This is a genomic window from Lactobacillus sp. ESL0785 (genome assembly GCF_029395455.1).
Lineage (GTDB): Bacteria > Bacillota > Bacilli > Lactobacillales > Lactobacillaceae > Lactobacillus.
On sequence record NZ_CP113916.1, the window covers coordinates 1,435,410 to 1,462,017 of the forward strand.

Annotated in this window: 24 protein-coding genes and 1 tRNA gene; 4 read left to right on the forward strand and 21 right to left on the reverse strand. The window is 37.0% G+C overall.

The window, feature by feature from the left end; all coding sequences use genetic code 11:
* Positions 1-4: 4 nt before the first annotated feature.
* The 14 genes from OZY43_RS06885 to OZY43_RS06950 form a co-directional block, all read right to left on the reverse strand.
* Complete coding sequence (locus tag OZY43_RS06885) at positions 5-961, reverse strand: ABC transporter permease (protein WP_277164360.1); 957 nt, start codon at positions 959-961, stop codon at positions 5-7.
* Positions 961-2,073 (reverse strand): ABC transporter permease, encoded by a 1,113-nt coding sequence (locus tag OZY43_RS06890; protein ID WP_277164362.1) that lies wholly within the window; start codon positions 2,071-2,073, stop codon positions 961-963. Before OZY43_RS06890 ends, OZY43_RS06885 begins: the two co-directional genes overlap by 1 nt.
* Positions 2,066-3,601 carry an ABC transporter ATP-binding protein gene (locus OZY43_RS06895; protein WP_277164364.1) on the reverse strand — a complete coding sequence of 512 codons (1,536 nt, stop codon included), beginning with the start codon at positions 3,599-3,601 and terminating at the stop codon, positions 2,066-2,068. Before OZY43_RS06895 ends, OZY43_RS06890 begins: the two co-directional genes overlap by 8 nt.
* Before the next feature lie 65 nt (positions 3,602-3,666).
* Positions 3,667-4,743, reverse strand: coding sequence for a BMP family protein (locus OZY43_RS06900; RefSeq protein WP_277164366.1), 1,077 nt, complete (start codon positions 4,741-4,743; stop codon positions 3,667-3,669).
* A gap of 119 nt (positions 4,744-4,862) precedes the next feature.
* Positions 4,863-5,954 carry a BMP family protein gene (locus OZY43_RS06905; protein WP_277164368.1) on the reverse strand — a complete coding sequence of 364 codons (1,092 nt, stop codon included), beginning with the start codon at positions 5,952-5,954 and terminating at the stop codon, positions 4,863-4,865.
* Between the two features lie 704 nt (positions 5,955-6,658).
* The gene (locus OZY43_RS06910; protein ID WP_277164370.1) at positions 6,659-7,312 is read right to left on the reverse strand and encodes an HD domain-containing protein; all 654 of its coding nucleotides are present in this window, start codon (positions 7,310-7,312) and stop codon (positions 6,659-6,661) included.
* 32 nt (positions 7,313-7,344) lie between these two features.
* Positions 7,345-7,417: transfer RNA gene (locus OZY43_RS06915), tRNA-Thr, on the reverse strand.
* A 58-nt stretch (positions 7,418-7,475) separates the two neighbouring features.
* Positions 7,476-7,802, reverse strand: a complete 327-nt coding sequence (locus OZY43_RS06920; RefSeq protein ID WP_277164372.1) for a heavy metal-binding domain-containing protein — start codon at positions 7,800-7,802, stop codon at positions 7,476-7,478.
* Positions 7,803-7,956: 154 nt separating this feature from the next.
* A complete protein-coding gene (tyrS, locus tag OZY43_RS06925) occupies positions 7,957-9,219 on the reverse strand; it encodes a tyrosine--tRNA ligase (protein ID WP_277164374.1) in 1,263 nt (420 codons plus the stop codon).
* A 267-nt stretch (positions 9,220-9,486) separates the two neighbouring features.
* The gene (locus OZY43_RS06930; RefSeq protein ID WP_277164376.1) at positions 9,487-12,459 is read right to left on the reverse strand and encodes an LTA synthase family protein; all 2,973 of its coding nucleotides are present in this window, start codon (positions 12,457-12,459) and stop codon (positions 9,487-9,489) included.
* Positions 12,460-12,494: 35 nt separating this feature from the next.
* Positions 12,495-13,112, reverse strand: coding sequence for a glycerol-3-phosphate acyltransferase (locus OZY43_RS06935; protein ID WP_277164378.1), 618 nt, complete (start codon positions 13,110-13,112; stop codon positions 12,495-12,497).
* On the reverse strand, positions 13,112-14,233 hold the full coding sequence (locus tag OZY43_RS06940) for an LCP family protein (RefSeq protein WP_277164380.1): 1,122 nt from the start codon (positions 14,231-14,233) through the stop codon (positions 13,112-13,114). The genes OZY43_RS06935 and OZY43_RS06940 overlap by 1 nt, the downstream gene beginning before the upstream one ends.
* A 102-nt stretch (positions 14,234-14,335) precedes the next feature.
* The gene (locus OZY43_RS06945; protein ID WP_277164382.1) at positions 14,336-14,902 is read right to left on the reverse strand and encodes an aldose epimerase; all 567 of its coding nucleotides are present in this window, start codon (positions 14,900-14,902) and stop codon (positions 14,336-14,338) included.
* A gap of 321 nt (positions 14,903-15,223) precedes the next feature.
* Positions 15,224-15,511, reverse strand: coding sequence for a type II toxin-antitoxin system HicB family antitoxin (locus OZY43_RS06950; RefSeq protein ID WP_277164384.1), 288 nt, complete (start codon positions 15,509-15,511; stop codon positions 15,224-15,226).
* A gap of 191 nt (positions 15,512-15,702) precedes the next feature.
* Here OZY43_RS06950 and OZY43_RS06955 point away from each other — a divergent pair, with 191 nt between their 5' ends.
* Positions 15,703-16,632 carry a 2-dehydropantoate 2-reductase gene (locus OZY43_RS06955; RefSeq protein WP_277164386.1) on the forward strand — a complete coding sequence of 310 codons (930 nt, stop codon included), beginning with the start codon at positions 15,703-15,705 and terminating at the stop codon, positions 16,630-16,632.
* A gap of 119 nt (positions 16,633-16,751) precedes the next feature.
* On the opposite strand, the gene OZY43_RS06960 is transcribed toward OZY43_RS06955, so the two are convergent.
* Positions 16,752-17,522, reverse strand: a complete 771-nt coding sequence (locus OZY43_RS06960; protein ID WP_277164387.1) for a serine hydrolase — start codon at positions 17,520-17,522, stop codon at positions 16,752-16,754.
* 2 nt (positions 17,523-17,524) lie between these two features.
* Complete coding sequence (locus OZY43_RS06965; protein ID WP_277164389.1) at positions 17,525-18,565, reverse strand: dipeptide epimerase; 1,041 nt, start codon at positions 18,563-18,565, stop codon at positions 17,525-17,527.
* Between the two features lie 307 nt (positions 18,566-18,872).
* Between OZY43_RS06965 and OZY43_RS06970 the strand changes: the two genes are divergently transcribed.
* Entirely contained in the window at positions 18,873-19,706 is an 834-nt protein-coding gene (locus OZY43_RS06970) for a DegV family protein (protein WP_277164391.1), read from the forward strand.
* A 311-nt stretch (positions 19,707-20,017) separates the two neighbouring features.
* On the opposite strand, the gene OZY43_RS06975 is transcribed toward OZY43_RS06970, so the two are convergent.
* A complete protein-coding gene (locus OZY43_RS06975) occupies positions 20,018-21,451 on the reverse strand; it encodes an MFS transporter (protein WP_277164393.1) in 1,434 nt (477 codons plus the stop codon).
* A gap of 211 nt (positions 21,452-21,662) precedes the next feature.
* Between OZY43_RS06975 and hflX the strand changes: the two genes are divergently transcribed.
* Positions 21,663-22,946, forward strand: coding sequence for a GTPase HflX (hflX, locus tag OZY43_RS06980; RefSeq protein WP_277166383.1), 1,284 nt, complete (start codon positions 21,663-21,665; stop codon positions 22,944-22,946).
* Positions 22,947-23,018: 72 nt separating this feature from the next.
* On the opposite strand, the gene OZY43_RS06985 is transcribed toward hflX, so the two are convergent.
* The 4 genes from OZY43_RS06985 to OZY43_RS07000 all read right to left on the reverse strand — a co-directional run bounded on the left by OZY43_RS06985 (position 23,019) and on the right by OZY43_RS07000 (position 26,167).
* Positions 23,019-23,858 (reverse strand): C40 family peptidase, encoded by an 840-nt coding sequence (locus tag OZY43_RS06985; RefSeq protein ID WP_277164395.1) that lies wholly within the window; start codon positions 23,856-23,858, stop codon positions 23,019-23,021.
* A 150-nt stretch (positions 23,859-24,008) separates the two neighbouring features.
* A complete protein-coding gene (locus tag OZY43_RS06990; protein ID WP_277164397.1) occupies positions 24,009-24,737 on the reverse strand; it encodes a C40 family peptidase in 729 nt (242 codons plus the stop codon).
* Positions 24,738-24,957: 220 nt separating this feature from the next.
* Positions 24,958-25,437 (reverse strand): C40 family peptidase, encoded by a 480-nt coding sequence (locus tag OZY43_RS06995; RefSeq protein ID WP_277164399.1) that lies wholly within the window; start codon positions 25,435-25,437, stop codon positions 24,958-24,960.
* Between the two features lie 181 nt (positions 25,438-25,618).
* On the reverse strand, positions 25,619-26,167 hold the full coding sequence (locus OZY43_RS07000) for an AAA family ATPase (RefSeq protein WP_277164401.1): 549 nt from the start codon (positions 26,165-26,167) through the stop codon (positions 25,619-25,621).
* A 95-nt stretch (positions 26,168-26,262) separates the two neighbouring features.
* Between OZY43_RS07000 and OZY43_RS07005 the strand changes: the two genes are divergently transcribed.
* Entirely contained in the window at positions 26,263-26,580 is a 318-nt protein-coding gene (locus OZY43_RS07005; protein ID WP_277164403.1) for a DUF2187 domain-containing protein, read from the forward strand.
* Positions 26,581-26,608: the final 28 nt, after the last annotated feature.

A 26,608-nucleotide genomic window follows, 5' to 3' on the forward strand; every position in this document is an offset into this window, starting at 1 on the left:
CTCCTTATTTTGACTTGATATAATTTTGACCATCAGCAGCTGGCGCAACTGATTTACCAAAGAACAATACTAACACTACAATTGTAATCACATACGGTGCAATCTGCATGTAAACAGCAGGAATATGATTGAAAAATGGCAATTGATTACCAATAATACTGATACTCTGCGCAAAGCCAAAGAACAATGAGGCTAGCATTGCTCCAAGCGGATTCCACTTACCAAAAATTACCGCTGCCAAAGCCATAAAGCCCTGACCAACGATTGTGGAAACAGAAAAGTTACCGGAAATTGCTTCCGCAAAAACGGCACCACCAATGCCGCCAAGAAATCCGGAAATTAAGACACCAGCATAACGCATCCCATAAACATTAATCCCCAATGTATCAGCAGCTTGAGGATTTTCACCACAAGAACGCAACCGCAAACCAAAGCGTGTCTTATATAAAACCCACCAAAGAATAATGGTCATAATAATTGCTACCCAAGCTGGTGCTGAAGTATTTTGAAAGAAAATCGGACCAATCACTGGAATATTAGCTAAACCTGGAAAAGAAAAATAGCCAAAACTCTGATTGATATTTTCTGTTTGGCCTTTATCATAAATAGCCTTAATTAAGAAAACACCGAGCGGTGGTGCCATTAAATTGAGTACCGTGCCGCTGATAATATGATCAGCATGAAAATTAATTGTCGCTACTGCATGGAGTAGTGAAAAGATCAGTCCAACAATTCCGCCAACTAAGGCACCTAGCCATGGCGTTATCTTTCCCAAAGTACCAGCAAAGGTCAGGTTAAACACAATTGACGAAAAGGCGCCCATCGTCATAATTCCCTCAAGACCAATGTTAGTGATACCAGAGTTCTCACTATAAACCCCGCCTAATGCGGTAAAAATTAGCGGTGCCGAATAGACAAAAGTCGATGACACTAGTAAAGATAGAATCGCTACCAAACTCATTATTTTTGCCCCCCGTTATCTACCTGATTTTTTATTTTCGCAGCTGCTAAGTCAGGCTTCTGCTTGTCTTTAAACAAGCGACCAATCACATACTGAATAGCAATAAAGAAAATAATTGCGGCAATCACAATTGAAACGATTTCATAAGGAATACCAGCAATTGTCTGCATTCCCAAGCCACCAATTTTTAAAATTGAGAACAACAGTGCAGCCAGCAAAATACCAACAGCTGTGCTGCCACCCAATAAGGCAACAGATAGCCCGTCCCAACCAATATCCAAACTCGTAGTCTGAGTAAAGTAATTTTGGTAGGTTCCTAAGCCTTGAACAACACCGCCCAGTCCGGCAAATCCTCCTGACAAAAGCATTGATAACATTATATTTTTCTTGGTAGACATTCCAGCATAACGACTAGCATAAGGGTTAGTCCCAACCGACCGAATTTCAAAGCCAGTAGTCGTCTTCTTCATTAAATACCAGTAGACCACAACTGCAATTAATGCTAGAAATATCCCAGCATTAATCCGCGAATCGCCAAAGAAAGAACTCAACCAACCAATTTTCAAACTGCCATTAGCGGCAATCGTCTTAGTCGTATCTGTATCTAGCCGCAAACTACCAGGCATAACCTGCTGCATTAAATATTGACACGAATAAAGCACTACATAATTAAGCATAATCGTAGTAATAACTTCATTCGTCCCAAATTGAGCCCGCAGCCAGCCAGCAATCCCTGCAACAATTGCTCCAGCAACAATTCCAGTAATTATTGCCAGCGGTAGTAAGACAACTTTGGGTAAATTAGGATTAGCTAACACGACCCAAATTGAAGCTAACCAACCAGCTTGTGCCTGACCAGGTAAGCCAATATTGAAAAAGCCAGCACTGGAAGCAATCGCAAAGCCAATCGCTGTAAAAATTAGCGGTGTTGCCTCCCGAATAGTCTCGCCAATACCATTCATATTGCCAAGAGCACTAGCAAACATTGAGGAATAAGCCTGAATTGGATTATAATTCCAAATTAACATAATTACTGCACCGATTAAAAAGCCAGCAAGAATGGAAATAATTGGTACTAAAATTCTTTTGGTTCTAGATGTTACTTTAAGCAAGAGCAGTACCTTCTTTCTTAATTCCGGTCATCAACAGACCTAATTCTTCATCACTAGTTTCCTCTGGTTTAACTTCACCAGAAATATTACCATCGTGAAGCACGATAATTCGGTCAGATAATTGCATAATTTCATCTAGTTCATAAGAAACTAGCAAAATAGCCTTGCCCTTTGCTCGCTCCTCTAATAGTTGCTTATGAATATATTCAATTGCTCCGACATCCAGTCCCCGTGTCGGTTGAAACGCAATAATTAAATTGCTGTCACGGTCTAGTTCCCGAGCAATAATTACCTTTTGTTGGTTACCACCGGACAAGTCGCTAACTGGTAAATTAATGCCAGTGGTGCGAATATCAAACTTTTTCACCAGCTGTTGCGCGTGCTGATTAATAACATCACGGTGCAAGATATGATGTCGCGAAAATGGTTCTTGATAATAATCCTGCAAAGCTAAGTTATCCGCAACTGAAAATGGCAAAATTAAGCCATATTTTTGGCGGTCAGCGGGAATATGAGCTACGCCGCCTTGCGTAATTTTACGTACCTTCTGGTTAGTCAAATCGCGATCATTAATCATAATTTTGCCCGCGTTAACGTGCCGCAAACCCGTTATTGCTTCTACTAGTTCATCTTGACCGTTGCCGTCAATTCCGGCTACACCCAAAATCTCACCGCCACGCAGGTTAAAGGATAGACCCTTGAGCGCGGCAACTCCCTGCTTATTTCTAACCTGAAGATTAATTACCTCAAGAATAGTCTTGCCCAACTCTACTGCTGGCTTAGTTAGTCGCATATCAACGTGGCGACCAACCATTAATTCCGCTAAGTTATTATCAGTAACATCGGCTACATTAAAAGTGCCGACACTTTTACCAGCGCGAATAACAGTCACGCGGTCAGCTGCTCTTTTGATTTCTTCTAACTTATGTGTAATCAAAATAATTGATTTGCCTTCTTTGGCCAGTTCCTTAAGAATCTCGATAAATTCTGTAATTTCTTGCGGCGTCAGCACTGCCGTTGGCTCATCAAAAATCAAAATATCCGCACCGCGGTACAGCACTTTTAAGATTTCTACCCGCTGTTGCTGAGCCACAGTAATATCGCCGACCTTTTTGTTAGGGTCGACATTCAGGCCATAACGTTTAGACAGTTCTTCAACTTGAGTCTTGGCCTTTTTTAAATCTAACTTAGGACCCTTAGTTGTCTCGTGACCCAAAATAATATTTTCTAAAACGGTAAATGAATCCATTAACATAAAGTGCTGGTGCACCATCCCAATGCCTAAGTCTTTAGCTACTGTTGGATTTTTAACATCAACTTGGTGACCACGCACCAGGATTTCACCAGCCGTTGGTGCTAGCAATCCCGATAAAATACTCATCAAAGTCGACTTACCAGCACCATTTTCACCAAGTAAAGCTAAGATTTCACCATGATGCAAGACCAAATTAATATCATCATTAGCCTTAAAGCCGTTGAAATCCTTAACAATATGGCGCATCTCAATTACGTTCGTCACATTTTCCATTTTGCTTATTAATTTCCTTTTTGTTAAAAAACTCTTTGTTTACACAAAGAGTTTTCAATTATTAATTATTTAGTCGTTTCTTGAACCTTGATTTTACCAGCAATAATTTGTGCTTTAGCCCGATTGACTGCGGTCCAAGTCTTAGCAGACAAGTTACCGTGTGTCAATGAAACACCGTTGCCTTTTAAGGTATAAACTAAGTGCTTGCCACCTGGAAATTTACCATGATAGGCATCATCAGCTAATGACTTTGAGGCAACATCTAATCCCTTCAAAACCGAGGTCAAAGTAAAGTTGCCCTTTTTACCATCTTTAGCCTTGTAATTACCCAAGTTGGTTTGATCAACATCAACACCCATTACCCAAACTTTTTGATTGGCTGGTCGTGCTTGATTACGATCCTTGGCTTCCTGAAAGACCCCATTACCAGCAGCACCTGCCGTTTGAAAAATAATATCGGTCTTATTAGCATACATTGACTGCGCCATTGACTTAGCCTTGTCAGTTGAAGAAAAATTGCCAACATATTCAGTTGAAACCTTAATTTGCTTGTGCAGTGCCTTAGCTCCGTCTTGTACTCCTTGCTTAAAACCAGCTTCAAACTTATCAATTATGCTGGATTTAGCACCTCCGATAAAGCCTACTTTATTTGTCTTGGTTGTATAAGCTGCTGCTAACCCACCCAAATAAGAGGATTGATTACTTTCGAATGTAACTGAAGCAACATTCTTTTGTCCCGTAACTACATCATCAATAATGACAAAATTCTTTTTGGGATTCTTTTTAGCTGCTGCTTTAACTGAATCCGTTAACATATAGCCAACACCAATAATTGTTTGGTAGCCAGACTTAGCAGCTTGATTAAAGTTAGGAGTAAAGTCTGATGCACTATCTGATTGAAAATATTGGTAGCCTTTACCCCGAGTAAACCCGTGTTCTTTACCATACGCCTTAAAGCCCTGCCAAGCAGCTTGATTAAACGATTGGTCATCAACCCCATTACTATCAGTAATTAAAGCTACACTGCCTTTACTATTTTGACTTCCCGAACTTTGCTTTTTGCCAGAGCACGCACTCAAAACCAAACCAACTGATGCCACAACTGTGCCTAAAGCCAATAACTTACTAAATTTACGCTGCAATTTTCTGCCCTCCATAAATAACGAACTATTTATATCTATTTTATCTTAAAAATACGCAATTGCAACAGTATTATTTTTTATTATTGGCTAAAGCAGTTTTGCGTGCGCTAAATAGCGAACTATTTAGCTGGGTGAATCGGCACCTTAATTGACCCAGCAATAATTTGCGACCGCGCCTCTTGAGCAATTTTCCAAGCAGTAGGTGTAATTTGGCCCCGCTTAATTGAGACACCATTGGTCTTTAAGCCGTAAACAAGATGTTGTCCGCCAGGAAACTTACCGTTATATGCCCGATTAGCGATATCTTGGGTAGCAATATTAACGCCAGTGATCACTGAAGTTAAGACAAAGTTCGCTTTTTTACCATCCTTTGACTTGTAATTACCCAAGTAAGACTGGTCGACATCAACACCGATAGCCCAGACACGCTTAGAAGCAGGCCGATTTTGGTTAATGGACTTAGCCTCTTGAAATAGTCCATCGCCAGTAGAGCCAGAGGCATGGAAGATAATATCTGCTTTTTTCGCATACATCGATTGGGCAATTGCTTTACCCTTGTCTGCACTGGTAAAACTACCAGCATATTGATTTAAAAGTGTTACTTTTTTATGCAGTCTTTTGGCTTCATCGTTAACGCCCTTAGTAAAGCCAGCATCAAACAGGTCAATAATATTGCCGTGAACGCCACCAATAAACCCAATTACGTTTGTCTTAGTTTCAGCAGCAGCGACAACTCCTGCTAAGTAAGCTGCTTGCTCACTCTTAAAGTTAGCCGAAGCAACATTCTTTTGTCCGTTGATTACCTCATCCACAATAACGTAGTTCTTTTTAGGATTCTTCTTAGCTGCTGCACTGACAGCATCTTTTAGGTTATAACCAATGCCAAAAATTGTTTGATACCCGGCTTTACTGGCCTGATCAAAGTTAGGAACAAAATCAGCATCACTGCTTGATTGGAAATACTGGTAACCATTCTTGCCACGCTGTAAATTATGTTGCTTGCCATATGCCTTGAACCCATTCCACGCTGATTGGTTAAACGAATTATCATTAACTCCAGCTGCTGTTGTTACCAAAGCAATGGAGTGTTTAGAACTATCACTACTATTACCACTGCCACCCTGCTTTTTACCAGAACATGCTGTTAACACCATACCGGCTGTAAAGACCAGTGCTGCTGTTGACCAAATTTTCTTAAACTTTATGCTCATGTTGTAACCTCCTAAACATCTTTTCAGTTACTAAAATATCAATATTTAGTGGTTATGTCAAAGGCTCACCACAAGATAAAGTGTTGATTTATCAAGATTCTTATAATTGGTCTAGAACATGTCCCAAGACAGTCACACCATTATTTTTGTATGCTTCAAAGCAGAATTTGAAAATTTTTTGAAATTTATCGACTTATGTAAAATTAACCAAAGAAATAGATACTTTTTGCGTTTAATAAAATTAGTTTACTGAATGAGAGACCTTAACTTATCTAGCAATAATTTGCGTACACTGCTTTTAAACAGCTGTCTAAACCGCTGCATTTAAATTCCCTTTATTAATTGCAACATCATTATTTTTCAAGCTATTTAACTATCTTTTTATTCATACAACATAATATATTAGTTTAATAATAATTTTGTACAGTATTAATCATAATTAAAACAAAAAAGCACCAGCAAGACTGATACCTAATTTTTGAAATATTCACTTATTTTTGACTTTGCCTGTGGTGACATTAAATTAAGCCATGGCAATTTACTAAATTTTACCCAAATTAGTACAGACATTCACTAAACTTGACCACTCTTGCTCCTTAGCATCGCCAACTGGGACCACCCAATAATCACAACCATTCTTTAAACGGTAAATTAGTAATACAGCTTATGTTTGGCAATTATAAATCACAACCCTAGCTCGCAACTTACACATCCCATTCTTGAATAAATTCTTTAACAAAATTATGCATATATTCAGTTCTAATATGAGCTTCTTTTTTACCGCCAGCCGTATTCATTAAATCTTCAAGCTGAAATAATTTTTCATAAAAGTGATTAATTGTCGTCTCCTGATGCTGACGATATTGATCATGGCTGACTAATTTTTGCGGCTTAATTGTTGGATCATAAATCACATTACCATGAGCACCACCATAAGTAAAAGCACGCGCAATTCCAATTGCACCCAGGCTTTCAATCCGATCAGCATCTTGAACATATTGTCCCGAAACAGGTAACTGATAATGGTGTTCAATATTTTTAGAAAATGACATATGCTGCATCGTAAACAAAATGTCCTTCATTTCTAAAGACGTAAAACCAACTTGTGACAAAATTTTTTGGATATTGGTCAAGACAATTTCTGGATCCGGACAAATTTTTTCATCAATTGTGTCATGTAAATACCCAGCTGCTTCAATAATTGCCACTATGCGACTATCTTGGTGCGCATTAGAATTATCCTGCAAGTACATTTTTTTAGCTAAGTGAGCTACTCGCTGACCATGATAAAAGTCGTGACCAGTTTTTTCATCTTTAAGCTGTTTCCTAACAAAATTGATTACCTCAGTTATCTCCAATTTGAGTGTCCTTTCTATTAATTTCAATATTAAGCCACTTCCCAGATTTGAACTGGGGACCTCCTCCTTACCACGGCGGTGCTCTACCTCCTGAGCTAAAGTGGCAAGTCTATTGTACCAAAAAAGCATTCGTTATGATCGAATGCTTTTAAAGAATTAATATCTAACAAAACTTAACGGCTGTACCATAAGCAACTACTGATTGCATATCGCTACCAATTGAGCCTGAATCAAACCTCATCATGACGACTGCATTAGCTCCTTTTTCTTCGGCTGCTGTTCGCAAACGGTCTAATGCTTGGATTCGTGCTTTTTCTAACATTTTAGTATAACTACGGATTTCACCGCCAACCATTGACTTTAAGCCAGCTCCTAAATCCTTAAACATATTTTTGGACTGAGTTGTCATCCCAAAGACTTCGCCTAAAACTTCATAGTCCTGATTCGGAATTCTTTCAGTCGTTGTTACTAAAATTTGCTTTGTACTCATTAATTATCTTCTAAAATATATTCTAATATATTTTAAGTATATATTATCAGCTGAAGATTTTAAATATATTTAGAAAATTTATTATGGGCTTTTTTAATTAACCGTGACGACTACCAAGGCAATTACGAATACCATATAAAGTAAAAACAAATTATTATTTAATTGTCACTAAAGTATACTTCTTCTTACCTTTACGGACAATGACATATTTGCCAGCGAAAGCTTTGTTTGGATCAACATCAAAGTCAACCGATTGCTCACGATCACCATTAATGTAAATTGCGCCATTCTTAATGTCTTCACGAGCTTGCCGCTTAGAAGGCTCAACCTTAGTATCAACCAAAAAGTCAACAATATTCTTACTTTCAGAACCTGCTTCAGCAGCTGGTGCACTCTTTAGACCTTCTTCAATTTGCTTAACTGACAAGTTCTTAATGTCACCAGAAAATAGCGCATCAGTAATCATTTGTGCTTCTTTTAATCCAGTTTCACCATGAACGAACTTCGTTACTTCTTCAGCCAGCTTCTTTTGTGCTGCCCGTTTCCATGGCTCTTTTTCTGTTGCTTCAGCCAAAGCATCAATTTCTTCATGACTGAGGAAAGTAAAGTACTTCAAATATTTAACAACATCACGGTCATCTTGATTAATCCAGAATTGGTAGAACTCGTATGGACTGGTCTTTTCAGGATCAAGCCACACAGCACCACCAGCAGACTTACCAAACTTAGTGCCATCAGCCTTCAGCATTAGCGGAATAGTTAAGCCAAAAGCTTGCTTATCTTGGCCTTCCAGCTTATGAATGAGATCAATACCAGCTGTAATATTCCCCCATTGATCACTACCACCAATCTGCATCTGCACACCATGGTCCTTATTTAGATGATAAAAATCAATGGCTTGCAAAATTTGATAAGAAAATTCAGTAAAGGAGATCCCATTTTCTAACCGACTAGCAACAACATCTTTGTTTAACATGTTATTAACTTGGAAATGCTTACCATAATCACGCAAGAAATCAATCAAACTCAGCTTGTCTAGCCATTCAGCGTTGTTCACAATTTCAAAGTTTTCTGTACCAAACAAATTCTCCATTTGCTTAGTTAATGAAACTTCATTTTCATGTAACTTCTTTGCACTTAATAAAGTCCGCTCAGACTTACGACCAGAAGGATCACCAATTGTCCCAGTACCACCACCAATAACAATTACAGGATGATAACCAGCAAGTTGAAATCTCTTCAAGATCATAAAAGGAATGAGATGTCCAATATGCAGAGAATCACCCGTTGGGTCAGTACCACAATACAAAGCCAAGTCATCATGATCTTTTAAATATTGCCGTAAACCTGCTTCATCTGTTTCTTGATTAATGGCACCACGCCATTTCAAATCTTCTAAAATATCAAAATTTGCCATTGTTATTCCTCCAACAAAAAACGTCCCTAGGTTCATCAGAACCTAGGGACGACTAAATTATTTTCTAGCCGTGGTACCACCCACGTTTGTGCTAATTAAACACCTTTATGGTCTTTACGGGAACCACCCAACTCGTATTTCGCTAAAAATCTTCGACCTGTCTAGCTTACACCAACCGCTAGTTCTCTGAACACTGAATCGAAGTGCTACTTAATCTTTATTATAAATGATAATACTAATTTATTTTTAATTAGTCAATGTTTTTTATTATTTATAAAAACCAGGTGCTTTTAAGCCATAAGCTTTACCAGATGTCATATCATACTGAATCATTTCATAATCAGCTAACAACTTCTGTTGCTTCTTCGTCAATTTCTTAGGATCAACCATTTTACCTTGACGGTTAACCAAGTTAAAGCCCTTATCACCACTAAAGTTAATAGTAATTGCTGGTAACTTCTTATGTACTTCTGTCAATAATGCTTGATATGGCGTAACTTTAGAATCAGTCTGTTGCAACATCATTGCAATAAAGTCACTGGTATTGACGTAATTATTAGCTTTACGGGACAATCTAGTCTTAGCACCATGATCACGTGCATACTTATTTGAGTAAATAAAGTAGCGTGTAGAATGCATTTGCACTGGATATTTATCCGTATAGCTTTGTGACAGAATACTTGGATAGTGATCACCATAGAAGACTAACGTAATTGGCTTCCTAATCTTATCAATCTGTCGAATAAACTTCTTCACAGCCTTATCAGTATACTGTGTCCCCTTAACATATGTTGCCATCTGCTCACGATCAGCAGCTGACTTAAATAAGTCACCGGTAATTTTACCCATGTACTCATTCTTCGGGTACCAGTTATTGTACGGCATATGGTTTTGAATTGAAATCAAATTAATGAATTGGCCACCTTTACGGGCCTTAACTTGTTTTAAGCCATTTGCATAGGTTGTAAAGTCAGAATTATAGCCACTTCTACCTAACTTCTTTTGGTCAATAATCTTGTACCCCGAACCGAGATAAACAAATTTATCAAACTTAAATCTATGGTAATCTTCCATTCTTGAGTAGTAAGTACCAATAAATGGGTGAATTGCAGATTTGTAATCAAAGTTCATCCCAATTGTTGGATAGAAACTATAATTTGGCACAACCTGAACATATGGTGTCAAGTTAGACTTAAACATCCCCATGTTCAAACCTGTTAGAGTTTCCCATTCCATATTGGCAGTACCACCACCATAACCAGCACTAAGCATCGTACCATACGTTGAACGGGACTTCATTGATTGAATAAACTTAACTGGATTTGGTGCCGAGCGATCAATCTTAATTGTTGGAAAAGTATACGGATCAACAAAACTTTCACTTAAGTTAAAGATAATTGTCTGCTTATTTACATCGTTCTTCCGCGTCTTATTAATCTTAGCAGCAACCTTAGTATACTTCTTATCTAATTGATTAATCGTTGAAGATGAATAACCCGTTGGTTGATTCATAATTTGTAAATCAATATAATTCAAAAAGTTTAATACTGGACCGTTAACCTGAATATCACGCTCAGGACTACTGAACTTCTGCTTATTATCAAAGCCGTGACTAACATGTGAAATAAAGCCACCATCGTGATTAAACCGTAGTGGTGTCATGAACAAGACTAAACTAAGTAGTGCCCAGATACCACGACGTTTCCATGATCCCCGCTTCTTAATCGGATGTTTACGTTCTAAAAAGACATCAATGAGAATCACAAGAACTAGGGCAATTAAAATCGCAATAACCATGTTCTTACCGACCATTGGCAATAACGTCTTCCAGTTGACGATTTCACTTAGCTCAGTTGGATAAATTGGCTCACCACGTAAAGTTAACTTAATCTTGTTGGCAACAGCCCAACCAATCGCAATTACACTAACTAGAACATTAGAGGTCCAATAACGCGTTGTAATAAAGTATAGAACTGAGAATAACGCATCGAGGAAAATTGTCGTTAATATAATTGCAAAAAACTTGGTTCCAAGCAAATAAACAATTGCATTAATATTTTTCGCCGTACTAATTTGAATACGTAAATTATCGGATTCAATTAAGAAAGAAGCAAAACTTAAGATATAGAACCATGTCCAAGTAAGTAAGTTGATTTTATTAGTAACAACCCACCTAGTAACAACTGCCCACATCTTTTCACAAATTTTGGCTAAATTAGTCTCATGATCTAAGTAATTAATAACCCGTACTGCTGGCTTAAACTTAAACAAGTAGCGATCCAAAAGAAGGTACCACAAAACAGCAATAACCATCATCACTACAAGCATGATTAACTTATTGATGGTTGAAGATTCAGTAATCTTGAATGAGTTCATGAAATGATGTGAAATCGGTGCATCCATAAACATAATTACTGGAATAAAGTAGTACATCTCCCGGCTGCTAAAGGATACAATTATCTTTTTGAATAGTAAGAAAACTGCTAACACCATCAAAAACATAAACGGTGATGTTTGATTATTCAGAAATTCTCTATTCCAATAACCACTATTATTACCAGAAATTATTTGCGACCAATAAACGGCATCAAAACCTGGTACCCCAATCAAGACAACAAAAAATGATACCAAACCTGCAACTAATGACCAAAGCAAAGTTTTGCGACTAATTGTAATATTTGCCAAAAACATTCCCCAGGCAAAAAATAAAATCAAATAAATACCGTAAACCGAATATTGGAACAACAAACTTCCGGCACTTAATGCAAAACCAAGTAGTGTCATGATACTCAGTACTAGCAGATTTTGCTTATTAGTTAATTTGTGCTGCAAATCATACAAATATGGCTGCACCAATAAACTAAAAAACAAGCCAGCAAACAGCACTGATGTACTAGTGATAATTGGGAATAGCATTCCCCAAACACGCCACATATTGAAGCTGCCTGGTGACTTAAAGAAAAACAACAGGTAATAAATAATTAATGTTGTAACTCCCAACAGCCAAAACTTAAAGCTTTCACTCGCATGCTCTTTTTTCTTGCTATAAACCGCCCCAAAGATCATGGGAACAATAATCATCGTCGCATTATTCAGCATATTAGGCACAAACCGTATAAATGAATAAGGCGTTCTAGACGCTATTCCCTTTAAATTAAACATCTGAACTAACATCAAGAAAGTCGCAACTAACAGACAAATAATCTGTACAGCTTTTAACGTTTTCTTATTTTTACTCATGTTTCTAGTATATCCTCACTAAAAAATATTCTCCATTACTTCATATTTATACCCAATTTTCGCTTAATCGTGTATAAAACATCAACCTTTTTACCTTTACCAGCAAAAAAATCTTGGAGATCAAATCTAAACTTAAAAGCCATAATCAGCGTCATCGCTAACAACAATATTCCAGCTTCTCTAACTCGAATTAACTCATACAGACTAAATATTATCATAAATACTAACGGCGGAATCGTCAAATTCTGTAATAAAATCATAACAATTAATGCCAGAAGTAAAGTCAGCGCACCAGCACGTAAGTCATAAATTACAGCTAAAAGAGCTGCTACAGTTACTCCTTTACCACCTTGAAAATTATTCCAACAAGGAAAGCAATGTCCCAGAGTTAACCCTAAGCCAGCATAAAGCAAATTAATTGCCCCTGGTAAAAAATAATGAACAACCAGCAGCGCAACAGCGGTTTTGCCTAAGTCGCCCGCGCAAGTTATTATACCCCATTTTTTACCAAAAACAGCACCTACATTAGCAGTCCCCGGATTACCGGAACCGACTTTAGTCGGATCTTGATGCAAGATAAAATGCCCAATTATTAGTGCAAATAAAAAATTGCCTAAACCATAACCGATTAAAAGTGCCCACAATCGTGCCATTAATTATCATCTTCCTCCTGTGAACTTTGACTTTGATAATTGGGATCAATTGTATAATTTTGTGTTGCTGGATCCATAAAATTAAAACCTTGTGCCGTATTTTGTTTATTTTGATAAGTTTCATTATTATTAATTGGCTCAAGTGATAATCCTAGTTCTCCACGTACGTAATCTGACACTCGCTGTAATTCCTTAGTCGATTGTACTTGATAAGAAGCATCATCAATTGTCGCGTTATGACCATGTAAATAATCGTTTTCAACGGTTTTAGTTGAACTTCGATAATTAAGCGCAATTTCTTCTAAAGCCTTGAAGGTCAAATTAGTCTTAACATTACCCGAAATTGCTGTTAAAACCGAATTTAGCTTAGCCAAAGTATTTAATGACACTGAACGCTTAATTAAAGTAGTAATTACCTGACGCTGACGCTTTTGCCGACCGTAGTCACCTTGAGGATCATCATAGCGCATTCTAGAATAAGCAAGAGCACCACCGCCACCCATATGGGTTAATTGATTTTTCTTAAAAACATAGCCGCCGTATTCAAAACTGAGCGTTGGTCGAAGATAAATTCCGCCAACATAACGAACCAGCCGCATAATACCGCGCATATTAACTAGTGCATAATATTTAATCGGCACATTAATCAATTGTGCAACACTGGCCATCGTCATTTTGGCACCACCCAAAGAATAGGCTGCGTTAATCTTTTCAGTCTTAAATTGCGACGTACCAACCATTTGCGCCATTGTATCCCGTGGAATTGACATCAATGTATACCGCTTCTTCTGCGGATTAACCAGCGCTAAAATAATTGTGTCGGTATTACCAAACTTTTCGGTACGATCAAGTGCCCCAGTATCAGTCCCTAATAATAAAACGGCAAATTTCTTTTTACCATTAAACTCACCGGCATGAATTTGCACTTGGTTATTCTGATCATATGCATTGTCAATTGTCGTCTTAGTACGATAAAAAACGTAAGCAGAATAAATAACGGCTGCTGTAACAATCAGCGCCATAATGCTTAACAGCCAAGTTACCAACCGTCGCTTCTTTTTATAGTCTTTTGCATGTAATTCGACCCGACTTGCACGCGGGTGATTGTTATTGTGCTCCATAATTCTATTACCCAAATATTAATCAACAATGAATGTATTATAGCAAAAAAAGCAAACCAATGCTGGTTTGCTCACAACTTCTTATTAAAATCATTACTATCTCTAATTAAGTGTCATAGTTACTAGAAATTCATCATCGCTATCGCTTGCTAACTTTACATCATTAACTGAAGCGATTACTTGTTCATTCTTAAGTGCCAAAGCAAAATTAGTTGAAGTCAATTTTAGTTTTGCTTTACGATCTGTCAATTCAACTTCATTGACATTTTCACTGCTAATCCATTCATCTAAAATAGGTAACGTAAGTGATAATGAAAATGGCATTTCCTTATGTGAATTGTTCTTAACGTAACATTTAATATCTATACGATTTCCTTCTAGTGCATACGTTAAAATAATTTCAAAATGATATGGAAATTTCTTATAGCTGACCGCATCGTCAATCAAAGCTAAGCTGACTCTTGTATCTCCCTTGTCAACCACTGTCCAAGGTAACAGCGTTGCCCAATTTTCTTCTTGATCTGCCTTCTTAAAGGTAACTGCTAACTGCTTCTGATCAGTACTATTTTTGAGATAATCAACTTGATCATTTTGAGCCACAAAATTAACCATTCGTGCACCCTTCTCATCAATAGTAACTCGTAAAAGCGAATTTTCAATTGTTTGCATAGTTCACTCCAAACTTTCTCCCTCTTAGAAAATAGCACTTAAACAACCACCATGTCAATTTAACTTTATCTGTCTAGCCTTACCAACATATTTACTAAAAAATTCTATAAATTATATTATATGGAAGAAACAGTCGCTTTACTTAAAAGCCAAACTCTATTTCTTCATACTTTTAACCATTACTTAAGAAAAATGTTGAATATTATTAGCAATCTTAGGTTCAGTAACATATAATAAATTTGTTTCCAAGAATAATAAAATTAGTTTTTGGAACAAGTTAATAAAAAAGCGCACTCCAAGAAATTGGGGTGCCTTTTTTGGCTAAATTTCGTAATTAATCCGATCACGTGAAGCTTCCGTCAAGTCAGCTGAAACTGGTGCAACAAAAGAACCATCATCGGCCAATTCAATTTCATTTTCATTGCTGACAGCCGGTAATACTTCTTTATTATATAAACGACTAGCAAGTGTATCAGCAGCCATCTTTAGCGATTCCCGTAAGCCTTCACCCTCAGTAATCGCGCCTTTAACATCTGGAAAGCTAATGACATAGACGTCATTTTCGAGCGGCCTAAAAATTGCCGGATAAGTTACAATTTTATGATCCATTAAGAATCCTCCTTGATTTTACACTGGTACTTAATATCATAATATACCCAAAATGACAAAATAGCTCATGAATTTATGACTTTTTTAATTTCAATTTAAATTATTTTATCATTATTTAATGGCAATTGCTCCTACTATTCAAAAGAATTATAATTGGTAAAGTATTACATATCATTTAGGAGGAATTTATAATGAAAATCGTGATTGCTGGTTCTGGCGCAATGGGTTTACGATTCGGCTTATTACTCAAACTTGGAGGTAACGATGTTACTTTAGTTGATGGTTGGGATAAAAATATCGCCGCTGTTAGACAAGACGGCGTCAAAGCTGAAATTGACGGCCAAATAATTAACACCAAAATACCAATTTATAACACAAATGAAGTTTCTAACCAAGTAGAAAAAGCAGATTTAGTAATTGTCTTTACCAAATCAATGGGATTAGAAGCAATGCTCAAAAATATTAGCTCAGTTATCAGTAAAAATACTTACATTCTTTGTTTGCTTAACGGCTTAGGTCATGAAGATGTACTTAAAAAATACGTTGCCGAAGATCATATCGTCATGGGCGTCACAATGAATGCCGCAAGCATGCCACACCCCGGAGAAACTAAATTTGATGGCAATGGTCAAACCGAACTGCAGTGTCTCAATGCCAGCGGCCAAGAAGAAGTGCAAAAGATTGTTGACGTCTTTAATAAAGCTAAAATTGCAACTGTTTACAGTGAAAATGTTCTCTACTCTATCTGGCGTAAAGCATGTGTTAACGGCGTTGTTAACTCAGTTTGTGCTCTTCTAGAAGGAACAACTGTTGATTTTGGCAAAGCTAAAAATGCTGATCACATTACCCGAACAATCGTTGATGAATTTGCCGATGTTGCTGAACGTGAAGGGATTTATCTTGATCGCAAAGAAGTAGTTGCTCATGTTGAAAGTACTTGGACAATGGATCACTATCCATCAATGTATCAAGACTTAGTTGTCAACCACCGACTAACAGAAATTGATTACATCAATGGTGCTGTTTACCGTAAAGGATTAAAGTATAGCGTGCCAACACCGTATTGTGCCTGCATTACCAACTTAATCCATGCCAAAGAAGACATGTTAAACGTTAAATAAAACAAGCAAAAAATCCCCCAATTCGAAATTGAATTGAGGGATTTTTATGTGAGAAATAATCTATTTATGCTAAGAAAAATTGAGTAAAAATTCCTGCCAAAATATTTCTGGAAGTTTTTTTATTTACTTTGCTGCATTAATATTTGACATAACAATTGACCCAAATTTTGTAAAAAATTGATTGCTTGGGGCCTTTCATTTGCACCATATTTAGTCATTGCAACACAATCAAGCCATCTGTTCCCCAATTGAAAACGAGCAGCATCATGATCATATCCGAGCAGTTCACCTGTTTTATTATAGGTTTTTATTTGACTATATGAACCTATTTCTACTGGCCAAACAAGTCGATCATGACACATTTGCTGATGCAAACTTAACTGAACAGTCTGTGCATATTGGTCGTCATTTTCAAAACTAGCAGCTAATAATTGGCCTAAACTATTAGCATTTGCCAAATTTTCACCATTTATTGGCGGTGTCATTAACCGCCGCTGCAATAATACGTGCGGATAATTTCTCTTCAGCCAAGAATTAATATTTTTCAAGCCCCAAGTCGTCAATAAAGCATTTGTAGCCGTATTATCAGATTGGATTAACATTAACTGCAATAGGTCTTTAATTGCATATTTACGCGGACTAAGCAAATGCAATGTACCCGCGCCAGCAACGATATCTTCCGGCTGTAACACAACTTCTTGCTCAAGCAAATTAGGTTGTTTACTAAATAACTGTTGCCCATAGGCTGCAATACCCAATTTAATTAAACTAGCTGTAGCCCACATTTGGTCAGTATTAACTTCATAATGCAGTCCCCAAGAGCTATTTAAATATAATTGAAAATCAATATCCGGCTGTAATTTATTTAATTCTTGTTCAAAATCAACCATTACTACTTTACCCGCAATTCTGGACCGACAAGTGCCAAGCCTGCTGGTACCTCTTTAGTCATATAAACTGAATCTAAATCTGCAAATTTCACATTCTGATGAGCACTGGCAAATGCAATTGCCGCTTGAATACTATTAGTTGGTTCAATCATACAGCCAATCATGCAACCAATTCCTGATGCAGTACAGATATCATTGATTTTTTCTGCTTCAGATAAGCCACCAGTTTTCATCAATTTAATATTAACATAATCAACTGCATGGTTACTACATAAAGTAATAACATCTTGATAAGAAACTGCACTTTCATCAGCCATAATCGGTAACATATGCAGTTGTGTTAGTTCCTTTAAACCAGCGAGATCATTAGCGACTAATGGTTGTTCAATAAATTCCACTGGTAACTTTGATGCAACAAGTGCCCGTAATGCTTGAACAGCCTCCATGCGGCTCCAACCTTGATTAGCATCAAGTCGCAAACTAATTTCAGGACCAACGGCTTCACTAATTGCCTTAATTAGATTGATATCATTTACAACACCATTAGAGCCAACTTTAATCTTCAGGGTTCTAAAGCCTTGCTTAACAAATTCTTTAGCTTCTTTAATCATTTGCTCAAGTGGCTTAATTCCTAAAGTCATATCCGTTGTAACTGCAGCTGTTTGACCACCAAGCAACTGGACTAAACTTGTATGATAAGTTTGACAGCGCAAATCATACAAGGCAAATTCTAATGCAGCCTTTGCCGGTTGATTATATTGAACAGCATCTTTTAGCGTCGTCAGAGTTTCTTCCCAATTTTCAAATTCACAGCCAATTAAACTAGGAAACAAGACATCCTTTAAAACGGCTTGACAACTAGCTAATGTATCACCCGTAACAACTTCATTAGGTGTTCCCGTGCCAATGCCAACTAGCCCATTAGCTAAAGTAATTTTTACTTTAACAGCTTGAGCAGCTGTTACCGTATGTCTTGCTGTTGTAAACGGCGTTTTCAATGGTAGACTAATTAATTCTTGTTCAATTTTGGTAATCTTCGTCATTTAATTCCACACTCTCTTATGGGGCAAAGAAGGCTGTTAGACAAATATCCGGCCAACTAAATCATATTTTTAAGCAAAAATCTGCTCTGTTAACACCTAATTATTGCACCACTTAAGACCTGAGTAAACCTAGTTAACTAAACAAGTTACTGCCATTTAATAATTGGATTTTGTAATCATCGTACGAGTTCACTTGATTCAAAGCTATATTTTGTTAAAAAAATATAGCTTTTGTGCTAAAAAGGGAGTAATATTCGCTATAACAAATTTTGGGTTTATTATCATTATTTTAATAAGGAATATTTTTATGAATAAAATTAAATTAATTTTGGATTCCAGTTCAAATGAATTGCCAGATAAAGCAAAAAATATTGAAATTGTTCCATTAACTATTACTATCAATCAAAAAAATTTTGTCGATGATGAAACGCTCGACTTAAATGAATTAAGTAAAAACATGGCTGCAAATACAGAAACGGGCAAAACAGCTTGTCCAAGTATTGATGCTTGGCTTAATGCCCTTGCAGGCAGTGAACGGGCAATTTTATTAACTGTAACCAGTAGATTAAGCGGTAGTTTTTCTTCAGCTTACCAAGCTAAAAAGATATACGAAGAGCGGCACCCAACAAGCCGCGTGATTGTGATTGATTCCAAATCAGCCGGTCCTGAATTAGCACTCATTCTGCATGAAATTGAGCGCTTAACCAAGCAGCATGTGCGGTTTGTCGATTTTGAGCAAAAAATTGCGCACTTTCAAACTCAAACCCACCTGCTGGCAATTTTGCAATCTTTGCATAATCTCTCATTAAATGGGCGAATTAGTCCAGCAATTGCTAAAGTTGCTAAAATGCTAAAGATTAATGTTGTTGCCAAAGCAAGTAATGAGGGTAAACTTGAACCAATTGACAAAATTCGCGGAATGAAGCGCGCACTCAAAGATACAATCAAACGAATGGAAGAAGCAGGATTTCATGGTGGTGAAGTAATTATTGACCATTTTAACAACTTAAAAGATGCAGCGACACTTAAACAAAATATTCTTGCTAAGTATCCTAACAGCAAGATTAACATTCGTTCAGTCAAAGGCCTATGTGCTTTTTATGTCGAAGTCGGCGGATTAATGATCGGCTTCACTAGTTAATTTTTGATGTCGTTTTCGAACTATTTTAATCTTTCATTAACATCTGCAATGCCATCTTTTGCCATCGCAATTAATTGCAGCTTATTTAAGCCTTGCTCATCAGGACCCTGGTCTAAGCCCATTATCTAGCTTAATGATACTCAATTCTGCACTACCTAAAGCAGCCCTAGCCATTTGTCCATAACTCACCAACAGCATTCGCAATAATTATTTTCCTATCATGTATTATTTACTTTCTAAGAACTTGATATCAAAACTATATAATAATTTTTATGTTATTTATAAAATAGTAGACAACTTAAAATCAAAGATTATGCTTGTTTCTTAAATAAACGCCAGCCACTTAAAAGCACGGTTACCAGACAAATAATAATTGAAATTAAAAAGACAAAATGCATCCCATAAATAAAGATTTCTGGCTGCTGCGGCAAATAACCAGTTACGTGTGCACCCTTTTTGGCACTCATAGCCGCAAATAAAATTGTCGTGGCACTTGAAATACCAATAACCATACCTAAATTACGCGAAAGTGAATTAATACTGCCAGCTACACCAAGATCCTTTTGCTTGACAGAACTCATCACAAGCGAATTATTTGGTGAGCTGAAGATCCCACTACCTAAACCCATAATGGCAATGCTGCCAATAAACAACCACAGAGGTGAATTTAAATTACATAAATAATAGCCAATCTGACTAATTAGCAACAAGACTAAACCAATAAAGGTAATTAATTTAGGACCAATTTTGTCAGAAATTGTTCCCGCAACAGGAGCCGTAAACAGTTGCACAATTGGTAAAATCATCAACAATAGTCCCGTTTGACTAGTTGCAAGATGCCGTGCATTTTCTAAATAAAATGGTGTTACCACATTAAAGAAAAAGTTAGTAATAAAAATTAACAATGCACACAATAAGCTAACCGAAAAGTCTGGATTTTTAAATAAACTAAATTGCAGCAACGGATTAGCAGCTTGCCTTTCAATCAAAACAAAGCAAACAAAACTTATAACTCCGATAATTAGCATTACTAAGACAGGTACGGCAGTAAAGCCTAACTGCTGACCTAAAAAAATACCGCCAAATAGCGTAATCATACCAAGAGCAAAGGCAAAAGAGCCACGACGATCAAGTGGGGCTCGCGTAAAAGTAATATCTTGCGGTAAGAAAATAGCACCAATAATTGCCGCAATAATCCCAACCGGCACATTCAGCCAAAAAATATACGACCAAGATAAGCGAGCTAAAATTACACCACCTAGTCCCGGTCCAGCAATTGAACCTAAAGCAACAAAAGAACCGATTGTCCCTAAAGCCTTACCACGCTCAGTTTGTGGAAAAATTTCTGTAATAATCCCATTGTTAGTAGCCATAGTCATAGCTGCACCAAAAGCCTGCACGGCCCGAGCAACTAACAGAAAGAGTAAATTAACTTTAAAACCAGATAATAGCGATCCAGCAATAAAGAAAATTGCACCACAACGAAAAATTTTAATTTTGCCGTGTAAGTCACTTAATTTTCCAAAGAAGAGAATAAAACTACAAACTACAATTAAGTAAAGCGATACGACCCATTCAGATTGGCTCATTGAAATTCGCAAGTCGTTACTAATAACAGGCAAAGCAATATTAACAATTGTACCATCTAGTGTTGACATGAAGGTAAACAGTCCCACTGCCACAAGGATCCACCATCGATTTTGCTGGACTTTGTGATCAGCTTGATAACTTAAATTCTGTGTCATTTATTCACAAATCCTTTCAACTTGTTGATTTTAGTTAGGTACCTTATGAAAGCAAATTATACACCTAATTTATGCTAATTCAATTTACAATATTTCAAATCAAAAAAGCATCCTAAAAATTGAATGCTTCATAAATTAGTTTCTTTCGCAGCAATCACTATTTGTACTACAATTAAGCTAATTACTAAATTAGAGATAGAAAGAAATTATGATGATTGATAACACACCGCAAACTATTAAGGCCTACTTGGCAGGCGTTAACTTAAATGACCCCAATTTTGACTACTACATGACTGAATTAGCCAACCTAACACAGGCTAACAATATGGAAGTCGTTGGCCAAACCCACCAAAATGCAGTCCAAGTTGTTGCTGGAACTTACTTTGGTCTTGGCAAGATTAACGAAATTAAGGACATGGCACATGGACTAAAGGCAAAAGTGCTCATCATCAACGATGAATTATCGCCAGTCCAGATCCGTAATTTAGAAAAGTTAACCAAGTTACGGGTTATCGATAGAACTGAACTGATTTTAGAAATTTTTGCCAGTAGAGCCCGCTCCAAACAAGCAAAATTACAAGTACAACTCGCCCAGTTGCAATATGAGCTGCCCAGATTACACCCTTCAGAAAACAACCTTGACCAGCAACGCGGTAATGGTGGCTCAACTAGCGGTGGGTTTGCCAACCGTGGCGCCGGTGAATCTAAACTAGAAATAAATCGTAGAACTATTGGTAAACAAATTTCTGCAATAAAAAAAGAACTAAAAGCAATTGCTGGGCAAGAGGAAATCAAGGCAAAGCGCCGTAATCAAAATCATATTCCGAAGGTTGCACTAGTCGGCTACACCAATGCCGGTAAGTCAACAACGATGAACGGTTTATTACAAGAATTCACTGCTGAAAATAAGGACAAGCAGGTTTTTGTTAAAGATATGTTGTTTGCGACACTAGATACTAGTGTGCGTCGAATTGATCTTGGTAATAACTTTAGTTTTATCCTCTCAGACACTGTTGGCTTTATTTCTAAATTACCCCACAATTTAGTGGAATCATTTAAGGCAACATTACAAGAAGCCAAGGATGCTGACTTATTAATCAACGTTGTTGATGCTGCTGATCCAAATATGATTCAAATGATTCGTACTACCCAAAATGTATTAGCCGAAATTGGTGTCAAAAATATTCCGATGTTAACAGCCTATAACAAAGCTGATAAGACTGAGCGCAAATACCCCCAAATCGAAGGCAGTGATATCTTATATTCAGCTACTGATCCCGTATCAATTGAAATGCTTGCTAAACTGATTACCAAACGTATTTTTGCTAATTATGAAGAAGTTAAACTATTACTGCCACTAACTGCTGGCAAGGAAATAGCCTACCTTCATGAACATGCACAAATAAATCAAGAAAGTTATCAAACTGATGGCATTCATGTGTCAGGACATCTTGAGCCAGCACTTCAAGCACGCTTTCAGCAATATGTTATTTAACAATTAAATTTACAAACTTAAAAACGGCTACTTGATTAATAATCAAATAACCGTTTTTTGACTGCAAAATTATTATAAAACACGTTTAGCAACACAAGGATAAAAATACGAGCTAAGAGTCTGCAACACTACGCCTTGATCTGGAGTTGCTGCACTTACATATTGCTTATTACCAACATAGATTGCCACGTGATATGGAGCAGCTGTTGAACCCCAAAAGAGCAAATCACCTGGTTGTAATTGACTCATTTGAACGGTTGTCCCCACTTTAACCTGATCGGTTGTAACTCGCGGTAAATTAACACCGCCAGCTTGTTGATAAACATATTGTACTAAGCCTGAACAATCAAACGTATCTGGGCCATTGCTGCCCCATGCATAGCTTTTGCCAACTTGATTTTTTGCTAGACCCACTACCGCTTGTTCTTTTTGCTTATTGCCGCTATTAACCGGTACAGCGGCTTCTGCAGCTGGCTTAGGCTTAGCAATTGACTTTGCTTTAGTAGGCTTATGCTTTAAAATCCTAATTTGGGAAGATTTTTTAGGTTTCTTAACTAAAGTTCTCAGTTGTACCTTGCTTTTTTTAGCTGCTGTATTGCCAGTTAAATCAACTGTATATTTAGCCTCAAGCCATTCATTAATTCCTACTTTGTACCACAAATTACCTTTGCTATCAACGGCTGTTGCTGCTACATTCCACTTAGTGTTATTTTTAGCACGGAAAGCTATTAATTGGCCACCCTCATAATTTGTCCAAATTTTAACACTTTTACCCGACAAATAATTAATCTGCACGCGCTTAATTGGCGCCTTCGTTGTTGCTGCATTAACCGGCTTTTGTGGCGCAACTACAGCAATGCCTGTCAGTGTTAACGCTGCTGCCAGTCCCATTTTAAAGAAATTACGTCTCATCAAATTGTTCTCCTTTTGGTAGCGAAAAGTAATTAAAAAATTACGTTTAATCTTATTTTAGTCGCCTGAGAATTTTTATCAAGTAAGACTATGGCTATTTAAAAAGACACCCTGAAGAAATTCTTCAAAGTGCCTTTTTTAAAATTATTCTTAATCAAGAATGCGCTTAGCAACTGACGGATAGAAGTATGAACTCAGAGTACCTTTAATTACGCCTTGTGAAGGAGTTGCAGCATGAATGAACTGATTGTTCCCAATCCAAATACCAACATGTGATGGTGCACTAGCTGATCCCCAGAATAATAAATCTCCAGGCTTTAAGTCTTGAATTGACACTGTCTTACCTTGTTTGACCTGTGTATAAGTCGTCCGCGTAATATCTTTACCAGTAGCTTGGCTATAAACATATTGTGCCAAACCAGAACAGTCAAATGCTGATGGACCCGTTGCACCCCAAACATAAGGCTTACCTACTTCAGCCTTAGCAAGCTTCACAATCCTCTTAGCCTGCTTAGCAACACTTTTAACATGTTTAACAGCAACTGGTTTAGAAACCTTAGAAGCTCTAATAGTATATTTAGCTTCAATCCACTTCTTATTACCTACCTTGTACCAAGTATTACCCTTAGTATCAACTTTAGTATCCAAAACCTTAACTGTTGTACCATGCTGTATTTTTTTACCAGTAAAGCCAGAGTTCTCATAATTATTCCACACATTAATGCCATAGCCGGGCACGTAATTAACTTTAACTTTAATTGTCGCAGCTTCAACGTGGGAAGTTGTAGAATTTGTCTTAGCAGCACCAACAGCCGTTACACCAGTTACAGCTAAAGCTGCAGCTGTTGTTAATTTAAGTAAGTTACTCTTAATCTTCAAAATCAAATTCTCCCAATATTACACCAAGTGGTTGTGGAAAAACCAATGCCACATTTCTACTTCTATATTACAAAATAGATTTTACTCGCACTTTGTTACAAAAATGTTACAGAAATAATACCAGTATGTAAAAAAGCCCTTCCAAAGAACTATAATTTCAGAACGGCTTAAATTAAGATGGTAAATAATAATTAAGAAATATTGCTAATTTACAGGAGAATTATTCAAGAATTCGTTTTGCAGCAGAAGGATAGAAATACGGACTAATGGTCTGTTCTTTAACCCCTTGATCAGGAGTCGCAGCATGAACAAACTTATTATGACCAACACAAACGCCAACATGGTATGGTGCTGAAGCTGGTCCCCAAAAAAGGAGATCACCCTTTTTCAATTTATCCATTGAAACTCTTTTACCAACTAACACTTGGGAGTAAGTTGTCCTTGGTAAAACTTTTTTGCCAGCCTTGCGGTAGATATATTGCACTAAGCCAGAACAGTCAAACGCATAAGGACCAGTTGCACCATAAACATAGCTTTTGCCAACTTGCATTTTAGCAAGCTTAGCAATTGCATTACGCTTCTTAGATACTGTACTAGCCTTAACTTCAGTTGGCGCAGCTACTTGAACAACTGTACTACTGCCAACAAAAAACAACGAAATAACTGTTATTAACTTAATTAAACTATGTCTGTGTCTCAAAGCTCTTGCTCTCCCTTGTGCAAATTTCTTGTAAATTTTTCATGAATAATTCTAAGATTCTCAGTTTCCTGTAACTGACATCATCTATCATACCCATTGAATATTACACATTTGTGTCAAATGAACTACAAAACAGTAAGAATTAGTTTAACAGCCGTTGCTTTTTTGTCAAAAAAGCAACTTACTTAGCTAATAGCTTGGCAACAATTAGATTTAACTGCTTTTCTGTTTGCTGCCAATCATCGTTAACCAAAATATGAGCAGCTTGTTGCAGCTTTGCAGGTAGCAGATTTAATTCATCTCCACTCAACCGTTCGTTAATTTTACGCAGATCATCCCCACGCTTAATTAATCGCTGCTTGAGCTCAGCTTTTGTACTTGTTGTAACATACAAAAAATATATTTGGTCTTGCAGCTGCTTAAGATACAATGCCGCACCATGAATATCAACAATTAATGACGCCACGGCACTTTTCTGCCAGGCTTCATCAAGAGCCTCACGACTAGAACCATACTGATATGAGCCATATTTAACATGCTCAAAAAAATGCAACTTATTAAAAGAAACATCATCTTCAAAATGATAAGATTCATGCTGCTTTTCACTTGCACGCATTGGCCTGGTTGTATGCGTCACTACCCGTGGAATGCCAAACTTTTTAGTTAAATATTCTGAAATTGTTGTCTTGCCCGCACCACTTGGTCCAGCAATTAAAATTAATTTTTGCAAAATCTAGGCTCCCTTTACTTGAAAACAATTGATTTTTATAATAATATCTTTCTATTATAACTAAAAACTAAACGTGGGAGAGAGGAAGCATCATTTTGAAAAAAGCAGATGTGAAATTAGATGACATTGTCAGCGCAAAATCTGAAGAAGAACTTACCCAGCCTTTTATTGGCAAAGTTGAAAAGCTCTACGAAAATTCTGCCATGTTAACCATCATTGATTTCGACCAAGTTGATAAGACCGCTGTTGGTGATCTTAATCAAAAAATTGTCGTTAACTTCAAAAACATCAAGGCAGCACCTAAACGAAAAGTTAAAGAAATTCAAGCCTTAGCAAAAAGCGATGTCAAAATTGAAAAAATTGCTCAAGAAAACACAGATGCTCAAGAAGATATTGCTAAGAAAGCTAAATAAAAATTATTTTTTTGTTTAAGAAGCGGTT